The following is a 13,552-nucleotide window of genomic DNA, read 5'->3' as shown; positions in this document are numbered from 1 at the left end:
CGCCCCGCGGTGCGCCCGGAAACTTGTCAGACCCGGCGACTAGAGTCCTGGGACGTGAGCGACGACGCCCAGACCCCCCGACTGCTGCTGCTCGACGGCCACTCGCTGGCCTACCGGGCCTTCTTCGCGCTGCCCGTGGAGAATTTCAGCACCCACACCGGTCAGCCGACCAACGCCGTGTTCGGCTTCACGTCGATGCTCATCAACATGCTGCGCGACGAGAAGCCGACCCACATCGTGGTCGCCTTCGACGTCTCCCGCGTCTCCTTCCGCACCGAGAAGTATGCGGAGTACAAGGCCGGCCGCTCCGAGACGCCGAAGCCGTTCCTGGGTCAGGTCAGCCTGATCAAGGAGGTGCTGGAGGCGCTGCGCATCCCGGTCGTGGAGAAGCCCGGCTACGAGGCCGACGACGTCATCGGCACCCTGGCCACCCAGGGCCGCGCCGCCGGCATGGAGGTGGTCATCTCCACCGGTGACCGGGACGCCTTCCAGCTCGCCGGCGACCACGTCACCATCCTGTACCCGGTTCGCGGTGTCTCCGACGTGTGGCGGATGACGCCGGAGGCCATCGAGACGAAGTACTTCGTACCCCCCTCGCGGTACCGCGACAAGGCCGCCCTGGTCGGTGAGGCCAGCGACAACCTGCCCGGCGTGCCCGGCGTCGGCGACAAGACCGCCGCCAAGTGGATCAAGGAGTACGGCGGGCTCGACGGCATCGTGGCGAACGTCGACAAGATCAAGGGGAAGGTCGGCGACAGCCTGCGCGCCCACCTCGCCGACGTGCTGCGCAACTACGAGCTCAACGCCCTGGTCTGCGACCTGGAGCTGCCGCTGGCCCCGGCCGACGTGCGCTGGGAGGGCTGGGACCGCGAGGCGGTGCACCAGGTCTTCGACGCCCTGGAGTTCCGGGTGCTGCGCGAGCGGCTGTATTCGTACCTGGAGGCCGTCGAGCCGGAGGCCGAGGCCGGCTTCGACCTCGACGCGTCCGTGCTGCGCTCCGGTGGCGTCGCCGCGTGGCTGCGTGAGCACGCCGGCACCGCCCCGGTCGGCGTCGCCGTCACCGGCACGTTCGGCCGCGGCGCCGGCCGGCTCACCGGCGTGGCCGTCGCCACCGCGGGCGGGCCCGCCGCCTGGTTCGACCCGGCCACCCTCGACGAGGACGACGAACGCGCCGTCGCCGCCTGGCTGGCCGAGCCGTCCCGGCCCAAGGTGATCCACGACGCGAAACCGGCGCTGCTCGCCTTCCACGCCCACGGCTGGCAGTTCGCCGGCGTCACCACCGACACCGCCCTCGCCGCCTACCTGGCCAAACCCGACCAGCGGGCGTACGACCTGAACGACCTCGCCCTGCGCTACCTCAAGCGGGAGCTGCGCGTCGAAGAGCCACAGGACGGCCAGCTCGCCCTCTCCTTCGAGACCGCCGACGACAACTCCGCCGAGCAGGCCGTGATGCTGCGCGCCCGGGCCACCCTCGACCTGGCCGGGGTCCTCACCGCCGAGCTGTCCCGCGACGGCGGCGAGTCGGTCCGGCTGCTCGCCGACGTCGAGCAGCCCCTGTCGGTCGTCCTCGCCGAGATGGAGCGGCGCGGCATCGCCGCCGACACCGACTACCTGTCCGAGCTGGAGTCCCACTTCGCCGCCGAGGTGAAGGCCGCCCAGCAGGCCGCCCACGAGGTCGTCGGGCGCGAGTTCAACCTCGGCTCACCCAAGCAGCTCCAGGAGATCCTCTTCGTCGAACGGAACCTGCCGAAGACGAAGAAGATCAAGTCGGGATACACGACCGACGCCGACGCGCTCACCAACCTGTTCGAGCAGACCGGCGACCCCCTGCTGGCCCACCTGCTGCGCCACCGCGACGTCGCCAAACTCAAGTCGACCGTCGACGGCCTGCTCAAGTCGGTCTCCGACGACGGCCGCATCCACACCACCTTCAACCAGACCGTCGCCGCCACCGGCCGGCTCTCGTCGACCGACCCCAACCTGCAGAACATCCCGATCCGCACCGAGGAGGGCCGGCGCATCCGCCGCGCCTTCGTCGTCGGCCCCGGCTTCGACCAGCTGATGACCGCCGACTACAGCCAGATCGAAATGCGGATCATGGCGCACCTGTCCGGCGACGACGCGCTGATCGCCGCGTTCAACTCCGGCGCCGACTTCCACGCCGCCACCGCGTCGTCGGTCTTCCACGTCGGCCTCGACGAGGTCAGCCCCGACCAGCGGCGCAAGATCAAAGCCATGAACTACGGCCTGGCGTACGGGTTGAGCGCCTTCGGCCTCTCCAATCAGCTGAGCATCTCCACCGAGGAGGCGCGCACCCTGATGACGGAGTATTTCGAACGGTTCGGCGGCGTCCGCGACTATCTGCAGGCCGTCGTCCAGCGCGCCGGGAAGGACGGCTACACCGCCACCATCCTCGGCCGCCGGCGCTACCTGCCCGACCTGAGCAGCGACAACCGCCAGCGCCGCGAGATGGCCGAACGCATGGCCCTCAACGCCCCCATCCAGGGCTCCGCCGCCGACATCATCAAGATCGCGATGTTGCACGTCGACGAGGCCCTCAAGGACAGCGGCCTGGCCTCCCGCATGCTCCTGCAGGTCCACGACGAACTGGTCTTCGAGATCGCCCCCGGCGAACGCGAACCCCTCGAGGAACTGGTCCGCCGCGAGATGGGCGCCGCCTACCCCCTGTCCGTGCCCCTGGAGGTCTCCATCGGCGTGGGCCGCGACTGGAACGGCGCCGACCACTGACCCACCCCGGGCCGGCCTCCCGCCGGGCCGGCCTCCCGCCGGGCCGGCCTCCCGCCGGGCCGGCCCAACCGCCCGGATCCGGCCGGGCGGTGTTCACGGACTGGTGAGCGGTGATGCCCGGGTGGGTGACCGGAGTACCCGTCCGGGTGGCATCCGGGCCGCTGGTTTGCCCCGTTCTGGCACCCTGGTCCGATGCCGATCCGATCGATGCCGATGGAGGCCGGCGCCGGCCTCGGCGCTGACCTCGCACCGATCGGCCCGGCGCTCGGGGGTGGCGCGCTGGACGAGGATCAGGCCGGGCACCTCGCCGGGCCGTTCAAGGCGCTGGGCGACCCGGTCCGGCTGCGCCTCATGTCGATGATCGCCTCGGCTGCGGACGGGGAGATCTGCGTCTGTGACCTCAGCGCCGCGTTCCCACTGACCGGCCCCACCATCTCGCACCATCTGCGGATCCTCCGGGAGGCCGGCCTGGTCGACTGCTCCCGCCGCGGGACCTGGGTCTACTACCGGCCCGTCCCCGCCGCACTCACCCGCCTGGCCGGTGTGCTGGATGCCCGCCACGCGACCGTCTGCCCTTGACCGGCGGTCACCGGCCCGCGCCATCGTGAGCTTTCGACGGGCGATCGATCACCAGCGCGGCCGGGGCCTCGTGCGATCGCCGGATCGGGCCAGCGGTCACTTCTTGAGCGGGTCGTGACCCCAGTTCATCAGCGAGTGCCGCCACCGGCTGTCGGCCACGTCACCGTCGGGGCGCTGGGCCGTGTGCCGATGGACGTAGCCGACGACCTTGCGCATGTGCTGCTCGTCGGCCTCGGTCAGTTCGGTCTTCTTCTTGCCGAGGATTCCGACGATCTTGCGGCCGGAGTGGTGCCCGACCGGCTCGGTGCCCGGCGACGAACTCTGGCCGACCGTTTTCGACTCCTCGGTTCCGAGCCATTCCCTCAGCTCGCCGGCGGTCATGTTCACCGCGTCACGGAAGTCGGCGTACACGTCGGTGTCAGCCATGGCGCAACGCCCCCGGCTTGTGCACCGCCTCACGCCCGGTCCTGTCGCTGCGCACCCTGTACTGCGGCTCCTCCGCCGACGCCGCCACGGTCCGCCCGGCGGTCTCGGTCCGTTTGGTGATCTTCTGCTGAACGGTGCCGTGGACATCCTCCCCATGGCTGCGCCAGATCACCGGCTCACCCTTTTCAGGGCCCTTCTTCGCTTTCCCCATGTCTGCCGGATACCCCGGGCCCACCCACGAAAACGAGAGCGTGCGGCGTCCCGTCGCAATGTTCGCCCGGCCGGCCGGGGTCAGGGTTTCGGCAGGTCGCAGACGAAGATCGCGGTTCCCGGGAACAGCCGGCCGCGCAGCGGGCTCCACTGGCCCCACTCCTGCTCGTGACCCGCCGGCCACTCCGGCTCGATCAGGTCGCGCAGCACGAACCCGGCCGCCACCAGCTCGCGCACCCGGTCGCCCAGCGTGCGGTGCTGCTCCAGGTAGGTGATCGTCCCGTCGTCGTCGCGCTCGACGTAGGGGGAGCGGTCGAAATACGAGTTCCGGGCGACCAGCCCGTCCTCGCCCGGCTCATCCCAGAAGATCCACCGCATGGGGTGGGTGACCGAGAACACCCAGCTGCCGCCCGGCCGCAGCACCCGTGCCACCTCACGCATCGCCGCGCCCGAGTCGGCCACGAACGGGATCGCCCCGAACGCCGTGCACACGATGTCGAACGAGTCCGCGGCGAACGGCAGCGCCATCGCGTCGGCCTGGACGAGTGGCACGCCTACCCCGCTGCGGTCCGCGGCCTCGCGCGCGTGCCGCAGCATGCCCCCGGAGAGATCCATGGCGACCGGGCGGGCGCCCTCGCGACGCAGCCACCGGCTGGCTGCCGCGGCGCCGGCGCCGAGTTCCAGGATCCTTTTGCCCGGTACGTCGCCGAGCAGCCGTGCGTCGGCCTCGCGCAGCCGCTCGGGGCACCAGACGAAGTCCACGTCGCCGAGGAAGGCGCCGTGTTCCTCCTGGTAGTCATCGGCGTCGAGGTCCCACCAGGCCCGGTTGCCGCGGCGCGCCTCGGCTTCGATGGGGTTCTCGTTCGAGTGGTGAGACTTCACCCGGCAACGGTACGGCAGGCGTGTCTGCCGTACCGATTCGGCCCATAAAGGGCATGATGACGGGTTCCGGCCCCACAATGTGCCGCGCTCCTCAGGAGGGCTTGCAACCTGTGGTAATGCGCACGGTAAGCTAGTCGATGCGCTCGCGGATCGTGTGCCTCGGCAGGGAGCAGGCTCCGTGGTCGCCCGGTCTCGGCATGATCGACTGTAGTGATCAGACTGCTTCAACGGTTGGGTCGTCTCGCTCGTTCGTGCCGCTTCCGGCGACAGTTCCGTGGAGCGCGGGAGACACCACCAATCCATTCCGTTCGGAGCAACTGTCCACATGACGAGCAGCATCGAGGCCACCTCGAGCGCCAACCGGGTCACCGTCGACGATCTCGGATCCGAGGAAGCATTCCTCGCGGCCATCGACGAGACCATCAAGTACTTCAACGACGGCGACATTGTCGAAGGCACCGTCGTCAAGGTCGATCGGGACGAGGTCCTGCTCGACATCGGCTACAAGACCGAGGGTGTCATCCCCTCGCGCGAGTTGTCGATCAAGCACGACGTGGACCCCGCGGAAGTGGTGTCGGTTGGTGACCACATCGAAGCCCTCGTCCTCACCAAGGAGGACAAGGAGGGTCGTCTGATCCTCTCGAAGAAGCGTGCGCAGTACGAGCGCGCGTGGGGCACCATCGAGAAGATCAAGGAAGACGACGGCGTCGTCCGCGGCTCCGTCATCGAGGTCGTCAAGGGTGGTCTCATCCTCGACATCGGCCTCCGTGGCTTCCTCCCGGCCTCCCTGGTCGAGATGCGCCGTGTCCGCGACCTCCAGCCGTACGTCGGCCGTGAGCTCGAGGCGAAGATCATCGAGCTGGACAAGAACCGCAACAACGTGGTTCTGTCCCGCCGCGCCTGGCTCGAGCAGACGCAGTCCGAGGTTCGCACCGAGTTCCTCAACAAGCTGCAGAAGGGCCAGGTCCGCAAGGGCGTCGTGTCCTCCATCGTCAACTTCGGCGCCTTCGTGGACCTGGGTGGCGTGGACGGTCTGGTGCACGTCTCCGAGCTCTCCTGGAAGCACATCGACCACCCGTCCGAGGTCGTCGAGGTCGGCCAGGAGGTCGAGGTCGAGGTTCTCGACGTCGACCTGGACCGCGAGCGCGTCTCCCTGTCGCTGAAGGCGACCCAGGAGGACCCGTGGCGTCAGTTCGCCCGCACCCACGCGATCAACCAGATCGTCCCGGGTAAGGTCACCAAGCTCGTTCCGTTCGGCGCCTTCGTTCGCGTCGACGACGGCATCGAGGGCCTGGTGCACATCTCCGAGCTGGCCGAGCGCCACGTCGAGCTGCCCGAGCAGGTCGTGCAGGTCGGGTCGGACGTCCTGGTGAAGGTCATCGACATCGACCTGGAGCGCCGCCGGATCTCGCTGTCGCTCAAGCAGGCCAACGAGGGCTTCGTCGAGGGCGAGGAGCACTTCGACCCGACCCTCTACGGCATGGCTGCCACGTACGACAACGAGGGCAACTACATCTACCCGGAGGGCTTCGACCCGGAGACGGGCGAGTGGCTCGAGGGCTTCGACAAGCAGCGCGAGACGTGGGAGAAGCAGTACGCCGACGCCCGCGAGCGCTGGGAGGCCCACACCAAGCAGGTGCAGGCGTCCCGCGACGCCGACGCCGAGGCCGCGCTCAACCCGGCTCCGGCCGGTGGCGTGACCACGTCGTCGTCCTCGACGAGCTCGTCGGCCCCGGCGCGTTCCGCCGAGGAGCCCGCGGGCACCCTGGCCACCGACGAGGCTCTCGCCGCTCTGCGCGAGAAGCTGGCCGGCGGCAAGAGCTGAAACTGACGCGAGTCAGCCAGTAGTACCCAGAAAGGCCGTCCCGACTCCGGTGGGGGCGGCCTTTCGCCGTTCGCGAACGCGGTCCACCTCCCCGGCGCGGCGGCCGGGTCCATCGTCGATACTTGATCCCATGCTGAGAGTCGGGCTCACGGGTGGTATCGGTGCCGGCAAGAGCGCGGTCGCCCGCCGGCTCGCCGAGCGGGGTGCGGTGATCATCGACGCCGACCTGCTCTCCCGGGAGGTGGTCCAGCCCGGCACCGAGGGGCTGGCCGAGATCGTCGCCGCGTTCGGGCCGGGTGTGCTCACCCCCGACGGTGAGCTGGACCGCCCGGCCCTGGGTGCCGAGGTGTTCGGGGACGAGGAGGCCCGCCGCCGGCTGGAGCGGATCATCCACCCCCGGGTGCGGCAGCGGACCGTCGAGATGACCCGTGCGGCCGGGGCCGGCGCCGTGGTGGTCAACGACGTGCCGTTGCTGGCGGAGGTGGGGCTGGCTCCCACGTACCATCTGGTGATCGTCGTCACCGCGGACCGTGACGTGCGTCTCGAGCGTCTCACCGGCCTGCGTGGCATGACCGTGGCGGAAGCCGCCGCCCGCATCGACGCGCAGACCGACGACGACCACCGCCGGGCCGTCGCCGACGTGGTCCTGGAGAACGACGCCGACCTGGACCGGCTGAACGCCCGGGTGGACATGGTGTGGCGTGAGCGGCTGGTCGAGTTCGAGCGCAACCTGCGGCTGCGGCGCTCCGCCCCGAGGAGCCCCGGGCCGCGCGTGCTGCCGTCGGACCCGGAGTGGCCGCGCGCCGCCGCCCGGCTCGTCGCCCGGCTCCGGCACGGGCTCGGTGACGATGCCCGGATCCACCACGTCGGATCGACCGCGGTGCCCGGGCTGGCCGCCCAGGACGTCATCGATCTGATGATCGGCGTGCGCACCCTCGACGAGGCCGGCGCGCTCGCCGGCACGCTCGCCGACCTGGGCTTCCCGGAGCGGACCGGCGACTGGTCCGACCACGCCTACGGCATCACCGGCCGCACCTGGCCGAAGCGGATGCACGGCTGTGCCGACCCGGGCTACCGGGTCGACCTGCACGTCCGCGTCACCGGGTCACCCGGCTGGCGGTTCGCCCTGCTGACGCGCGACCACCTGCGGGCCGTCCCGGAGGCGCGCGACGCCTACGCCGCGGCGAAGCAGTCGCACGTGCGGGGGAGCCGGGACCGGCTGGAGCAGGAGGCCAGGGCGGCCGACGACTGGGCCGAGGCGACCGGCTGGCAGCCCGGCACCGACTGAGCCCGGCACCGACTGAGCCCGGCACCGACGGAGACCCTCGGCGCGAAGGGGCCCTCGCGGCGGCCGGGTCGTGCGGTGAACGACCCACCGCGGGTGCGCTCGCCAGGGCGTCCGGGGCGCATCTACCACGGTGCGGCGCGACGGGCCGTGTGGGGACCCGCGCGCTGCCGGCGGCCGCCGCGAGCGGCCTACCGGCCCAGCGTAGGCAGCGCCGGAAATCCGGACAATGCCGCGCGGCGGGGCGGAATGTGCACCCTCAGCACGCCGCTTCGAGAACTTGTCACACCCCCGACGTACGGTGATGGGCATGGCGCTAGACATCCCACGACTCGACGGCCGGTTCGAGGTCGTCAGCGACTACCAGCCCGCTGGTGACCAGCCGGCCGCGATCGACGACCTGGAGCGGCGGGTCCGGCGCGGCGACCGGCACACCGTCCTGCTCGGCGCCACCGGCACCGGTAAGAGCGCGACCACGGCCTGGCTCATCGAGCGGCTCCAGCGACCGGCCCTGGTGCTGGCGCCCAACAAGACGCTCTGCGCCCAGCTCGCCAAGGAGTTCCGCGAGCTGCTGCCGAACAACGCGGTGGAGTATTTCGTCAGCTACTACGACTACTACCAGCCCGAGGCGTACATCGCCCAGACCGACACTTACATCGAGAAGGACTCCTCGATCAACGAGGAGGTGGAGCGGCTGCGTCACTCCGCCACCCGGTCGCTGCTGACCCGGCGCGACACGATCGTGGTCGCGACGGTCAGCGCCATCTACGGTCTCGGCACCCCGCAGGAATATGTCAACATGGCCGCCCGGGTCAAGGTCGGTGAGGAGGTCGACCGCGACAAGCTGCTGCGCAAGCTGGTCGACATTCAGTACACCCGCAACGACATGGCCTTCCAGCGTGGCACGTTCCGGGTCCGGGGCGACACCCTGGAGATCATCCCGGCCTACGAGGAGCTCGCGGTCCGGATCGAGCTGTTCGGCGACGAGGTGGAGAAGCTCTACTACCTGCACCCGCTCACCGGCGACGTGATCCGCGAGGTCGACGAGCTGATCATCTTCCCGGCCACGCATTACGGTGCCGGCCCGGAGCGGATGGAGCGGGCGACCCGCGACATCGAGGCCGAGTTGGAGGAGCGGCTCGCCGAGTTCGAGCGGCAGGGCAAGCTGCTCGAGGCTCAGCGGCTGCGGATGCGGACCACCTACGACCTCGAGATGATGCGGCAGGTCGGGTTCTGCAACGGCATCGAGAACTACTCGATGCACATGGACGGGCGGACGTTCGGGGAACCCGCCTACACCCTGCTGGACTACTTCCCCGACGACTTCGTCACCGTCATCGACGAGTCGCACGTGACGATCCCGCAGATCGGCGGGATGTACGAGGGCGACGCCTCGCGGAAACGGATCCTCATCGAGCACGGCTTCCGCCTGCCCAGCGCCGCCGACAACCGGCCCCTGCGGTTCGACGAGTTCCTCGAGCGTGTCGGCCAGATGGTGTTCCTCTCCGCCACCCCCGGTAACTGGGAGATGGAGCAGGCCCAGGGCGAGTTCGTCGAGCAGGTGATCCGCCCCACCGGCCTGGTGGACCCGCACGTCGTGGTGAAACCCACCAAGGGCCAGATCGACGACCTGATGCACGAGATCAAACTGCGGACCGAGAAGGACGAACGGGTCCTGGTCACCACCCTCACCAAGAAGATGGCCGAGGACCTCACCGACTACCTCCTGGAGAACGGGATCCGCGTCCGCTACCTGCACTCCGAGGTGGACACGCTGCGCCGCGTCGAGCTGCTCAAGGAGCTGCGCAAGGGTGACTACGACGTGCTGGTCGGCATCAACCTGCTCCGTGAGGGCCTCGACCTGCCCGAGGTGTCGCTGGTCGCCATCCTCGACGCCGACAAGGAGGGCTTCCTGCGCAGCGGCCGGTCCCTGATCCAGACCATCGGCCGGGCCGCACGGAACGTCTCCGGCGAGGTCCACATGTATGCCGACAAGATCACGCCGTCGATGCGGAACGCCATCGAGGAGACCGAGCGGCGCCGGGCCAAGCAGATCGCCCACAACGAGGCCAACGGGATCAAGCCGCAGGCGCTGCGGAAGAAGATCCACGACATCCTGGACGACATCTACCGTGAGGCCGAGGACACCGACGAGGCTGTCGGCGGGCCGATGGTCGGGGGCGCGGGCCGGCAGATGTCCCGGGGCAAGGCGCCCGTCCCGGAGACCCGGTCGAAAGGCCGGGCGGCGGCCGTTCCGACGCGAGCCGGCATGGCCCGGGCCGAGTTGGCCCAGCTCATCCAGGACCTCAACGAGCAGATGCTGGGGGCGGCCCGGGAGTTGCAGTTCGAGCTGGCCGCCCGGATCCGCGACGAGATCCACGACCTGAAGAAGGAACTGCGCGGCATGGACGCGGCGGGGGTGAAATAGCCCCGATCCGGCTGGTCGGCCCCGCTCGAAGCGAGGCAGCGTGATCCACCGGACCGGCCTAGGCTGCTGCCCATGACGGCTGTTCCCGAAGTGCCCGGTGTGACGCTGCCCGCTCAGGCCGGGCGATTCCGGGCGGTGGCGGAGGGCGAGACGCCGGAGGCCGAGATCGCCGGGCTCGTCGAGCGCTGCTGGGCGGCCGACGGCGGGCTGCCCCTGGTGGTGGAGCCGTGGTTCCTGCGCGGGCGCTGGTTCGCTCCGGGGACGATGCGGTTCGTCGTCCGCGCGGACGACGGCGCTCTGATCGGGGCGGCCGCGGTCCGGCCCGCCACGGACGGCCCGGTGATCACCGGGCTCGTGGACCCGGCGTTCCGCAGTCGCGGCATCGGCGGCCACCTGCTGGACACCGCACTGGCCGCGGCATGGGCGGAGACCCTCGGCTCACGGCCCCACTCGGGCGCCGATGGCGCCCTCTCACCCGTTGACCCGGGCGCTGCACCCGCGGCCCTGAGCGGCGGGGGTGGTTTCCCGGGGCCGGAAGGCGGTGGGCCGCTCGAGGGTGGCGGGGGCGGACATGACGTCACGGTGGAGAGTGAGGGGCTGACGGCCGGGGCCGAGGAGCTGTTCGCGGCCCGCGGGCTGCGGCGGTACTTCGCCGAGGACGTGATGCGGATCGGGCTCGGGGCGGAGGCGGTCGGGTCCGGGGCGGAGGCGGTCGGGTCCGGGGCGGAGGCGGCCGGGCTCGGGGCGGAAGCGGTCGGGTCCGGCTCGGCGGAGCCCGCGGTGATCAGGTGGCCGGACGGCACCGAGCTGGTCGAGTGGTCGCCCGGGACGGCCGGGCGATTCCACGCTGTGTACGCGGCGGCGTTCCGTGAGCGGTCCGGCTTCCCGGATCCGCCGGCCGCGGAGTGGATCGCGGATAACACGGAGGACGACGACTTCCGGCCCGCCTGGTCTCTGCTGGCCGTTCTGCCCGGTATCGGTGACGCCGGCTTCGTGACGGCGGCGGACGGCTGGATCGTGCAGGTCGGTGTCCTGCCGGCGGCCCGGGGCGCGGGCCTCGGCGGCGCCCTGGTCCAGGAGTCGCTGCGGCGGATGACCGGCGCGGGGGCGGGCGAGGCGTGGCTCTGCGTCAACGTGGACAACCCGGCCGGCGGGCTCTATCGCCGGCTCGGGTTCCGGGAGCACGGGCGCCGGGCCCGATACCGGACCTGGCTCGATTGAGCGGAGCCCCGGGAGGCATCGGTCTCGGTGAAGCCCGGGAACGGAGCCGCAGCGCCTGTGAGTGGAGCAGTGGAGCCGTGAAGCCCGGGTACGGCGCCGCGGCTTCTGCAGTGCCTTCGGCGTACCGGGGAGGGGTTTGATCTGCGGGAGGAGGGCGTGGCGCGGCACGGGGAGTGACCGGCGGCGTGGTTGCGTCAGCCGGTGAAGAAGTCGTGATCCGGGTCGCGGCGGGCGCCGGAGGCGATGTCGGTGAAGTACTCGGCCAGCGGCGGCTGGGCCAGCGGGCCGGCGATCAGGGCGCGCCACCGGGCGAACCGGTCGCTGCGACGGAAGCCGGTCTCCGGGGCCTTGAGGCTGTCCCACTCCACCAGCAGCAGGAAGCGTGCCGGGGGACTCGGTGCCACGCTGGAGGCGCACCGAACGGCGCCCGGGCGTGCCGGCGATCAGTGGCCGGCCGAGCTGGTGGGCGTCGACGAAGTCGTCCTGACGACCGCGAAGAACGTCGATCAGTGTGACTTCGAGAACCATGTCGGCGAGCGACCCATACGCACCGGATCGTCGGCCTATCAGGCTGCCGTAGCCGCTGGACCGAGAGGATTCCCGCAGGTCAGGGCGTAGTCTGAGGGGGCGGTCAGCGGCGGGGTCAGCGGACGCCAGAACAGCCTGGATGAGTGGTTTGGCCGCGAGCTGTACCACTCCCTGTCCTCCCGGTGTGCCGATCGCGCCTCGGATGCGCAACAATGGCTGCTGTGGGAGGGGAGTATTCCCCCGCTCCGGTCTCGTCAACACGGAACGCCTCTCGGGGCGGACCCGGGGCCGGTGGTCACGGACCGTAATTGGTTCGTGGCGGAAGAGACCTCCGACAGTCGCACGTCGCTGCTCTCGCTCGGGTCTCGGGTGGGCGCAGCGACGACCCGTGTCTGCCGGAGGTCCTCGTTGAACGTTTCCGCCTGGGTCTGGGTCGCCACCCTGGTCGCCCTCATCGCAGTGCTAGCCGTCGATCTGCTCATCATCGGCCGCCGGCCACACGAGCCCAGCATGAAGGAAGCGGGGGGCTGGGTCGCGTTCTACGTCGGCCTCGCCTTGGTCTTCGGCATCGGGGTCTGGCTGGCCGCGGGCGGGCAGGCGGCCGGTGAGTTCTACACCGGCTGGCTCACCGAGTATTCGCTGAGTGTCGACAACCTGTTCGTCTTTGTGATCATCATGGCCCGCTTCGCGGTCCCGCGGCACCTGCAACAGAAGGTGCTGCTGATCGGCATCGTGCTGGCGCTCGTCATGCGTGGCGCGTTCATCGCCGCCGGCGCCGCCCTGATCTCGCAGTTCTCCTGGGTCTTCTACATCTTCGGCGCCTTCCTCGTCTACACCGCGATCACGCTGGTCAAGAGCGGGGAGAACGACGAGGACGACTTCAAGGAGAACATCCTGATCCGCTGGGCGAAGCGGGCGCTGCCGCTCTCCTCGTCCTTCGGCGACGGCCGGTTCAGCATCGTCACCGAGGCCGGCAAGCGGCTGTTCACCCCGATGCTCATCGTGATGATCGCGATCGGCACCACCGACCTGATCTTCGCGCTCGACTCGATCCCGGCGATCTTCGGCATCACGAAGGAGCCGTACCTCGTCTTCACCGCGAACGTGTTCGCGCTGATGGGTCTGCGCCAGCTGTTCTTCCTGCTCGGCGGTCTGCTCGAGCGCCTCGTCTACCTCAACATCGGTCTCGCCGTGGTGCTCGCCTTCATCGGCGTGAAGCTGGTCCTCGAGGCCCTGCACACGAACAACCTGCCGTTCCTGCACGGCGGCCAGCCCTTCCACTGGGCTCCGGAGATCCCGATCTGGCTCTCGCTACTGGTCATCCTCGGCACCCTGGCCATCGCCACGGTCGCCAGCCTGATCAAATCCTCCCGCGACCGGAAACGGGATCTGATCACCGCCGAACGCTGATCCATCAAGA

The 13,552-nt window shown here is 70.2% G+C and carries 11 protein-coding genes; 7 read left to right on the top strand and 4 right to left on the bottom strand.

The window, feature by feature from the left end; translation table 11 throughout:
* The first annotated feature begins 54 nt into the window (after nt 1-54).
* Both polA and KZ829_RS09845 read left to right on the top strand, forming a co-directional pair.
* Nucleotides 55-2,748, top strand: a complete 2,694-nt coding sequence (gene polA / locus KZ829_RS09850) for a DNA polymerase I (protein WP_220143525.1) — start codon at nt 55-57, stop codon at nt 2,746-2,748.
* A 192-nt stretch (nt 2,749-2,940) separates the two neighbouring features.
* On the top strand, nt 2,941-3,327 hold the full coding sequence (locus KZ829_RS09845; protein WP_308285415.1) for an ArsR/SmtB family transcription factor: 387 nt from the start codon (nt 2,941-2,943) through the stop codon (nt 3,325-3,327).
* A gap of 96 nt (nt 3,328-3,423) precedes the next feature.
* Here the strand turns inward: KZ829_RS09845 and KZ829_RS09840 are convergent, their stop codons facing one another.
* From KZ829_RS09840 to KZ829_RS09830, 3 genes are all read right to left on the bottom strand, one after another.
* Entirely contained in the window at nt 3,424-3,753 is a 330-nt protein-coding gene (locus KZ829_RS09840) for a DUF3140 domain-containing protein (protein ID WP_220143524.1), read from the bottom strand.
* A complete protein-coding gene (locus KZ829_RS09835; RefSeq protein ID WP_220143523.1) occupies nt 3,746-3,964 on the bottom strand; it encodes a hypervirulence associated TUDOR domain-containing protein in 219 nt (72 codons plus the stop codon). Before KZ829_RS09835 ends, KZ829_RS09840 begins: the two co-directional genes overlap by 8 nt.
* Before the next feature lie 80 nt (nt 3,965-4,044).
* A complete protein-coding gene (locus KZ829_RS09830; protein ID WP_220143522.1) occupies nt 4,045-4,845 on the bottom strand; it encodes a class I SAM-dependent methyltransferase in 801 nt (266 codons plus the stop codon).
* A 325-nt stretch (nt 4,846-5,170) separates the two neighbouring features.
* On the opposite strand from KZ829_RS09830, the gene rpsA reads away from it, so the two are divergent.
* The 4 genes from rpsA (at nt 5,171) to KZ829_RS09810 (ending at nt 11,604) form a co-directional block, all read left to right on the top strand.
* A complete protein-coding gene (gene rpsA / locus KZ829_RS09825) occupies nt 5,171-6,670 on the top strand; it encodes a 30S ribosomal protein S1 (RefSeq protein ID WP_183217533.1) in 1,500 nt (499 codons plus the stop codon).
* A gap of 130 nt (nt 6,671-6,800) precedes the next feature.
* Nucleotides 6,801-7,958, top strand: coding sequence for a dephospho-CoA kinase (gene coaE, locus KZ829_RS09820; RefSeq protein WP_220143521.1), 1,158 nt, complete (start codon nt 6,801-6,803; stop codon nt 7,956-7,958).
* Between the two features lie 307 nt (nt 7,959-8,265).
* A complete protein-coding gene (gene uvrB, locus KZ829_RS09815; RefSeq protein ID WP_220143520.1) occupies nt 8,266-10,383 on the top strand; it encodes an excinuclease ABC subunit UvrB in 2,118 nt (705 codons plus the stop codon).
* A 72-nt stretch (nt 10,384-10,455) separates the two neighbouring features.
* Nucleotides 10,456-11,604, top strand: coding sequence for a GNAT family N-acetyltransferase (locus tag KZ829_RS09810; protein WP_220143519.1), 1,149 nt, complete (start codon nt 10,456-10,458; stop codon nt 11,602-11,604).
* A gap of 194 nt (nt 11,605-11,798) precedes the next feature.
* Here the strand turns inward: KZ829_RS09810 and KZ829_RS44845 are convergent, their stop codons facing one another.
* Complete coding sequence (locus tag KZ829_RS44845) at nt 11,799-12,008, bottom strand: hypothetical protein (protein WP_372453849.1); 210 nt, start codon at nt 12,006-12,008, stop codon at nt 11,799-11,801.
* Nucleotides 12,009-12,540: 532 nt separating this feature from the next.
* Between KZ829_RS44845 and KZ829_RS09800 the strand changes: the two genes are divergently transcribed.
* Nucleotides 12,541-13,542: a TerC family protein gene (locus KZ829_RS09800; protein WP_220143518.1), complete on the top strand. Its 1,002-nt coding sequence runs from the start codon at nt 12,541-12,543 to the stop codon at nt 13,540-13,542.
* The last annotated feature ends 10 nt before the right edge of the window (nt 13,543-13,552 follow it).

Origin of the sequence: Actinoplanes hulinensis (assembly GCF_019429605.1) — a bacterium.
Lineage (GTDB): Bacteria > Actinomycetota > Actinomycetes > Mycobacteriales > Micromonosporaceae > Actinoplanes > Actinoplanes campanulatus.
This window is presented reverse-complemented; position numbering and strand designations above follow the sequence as displayed.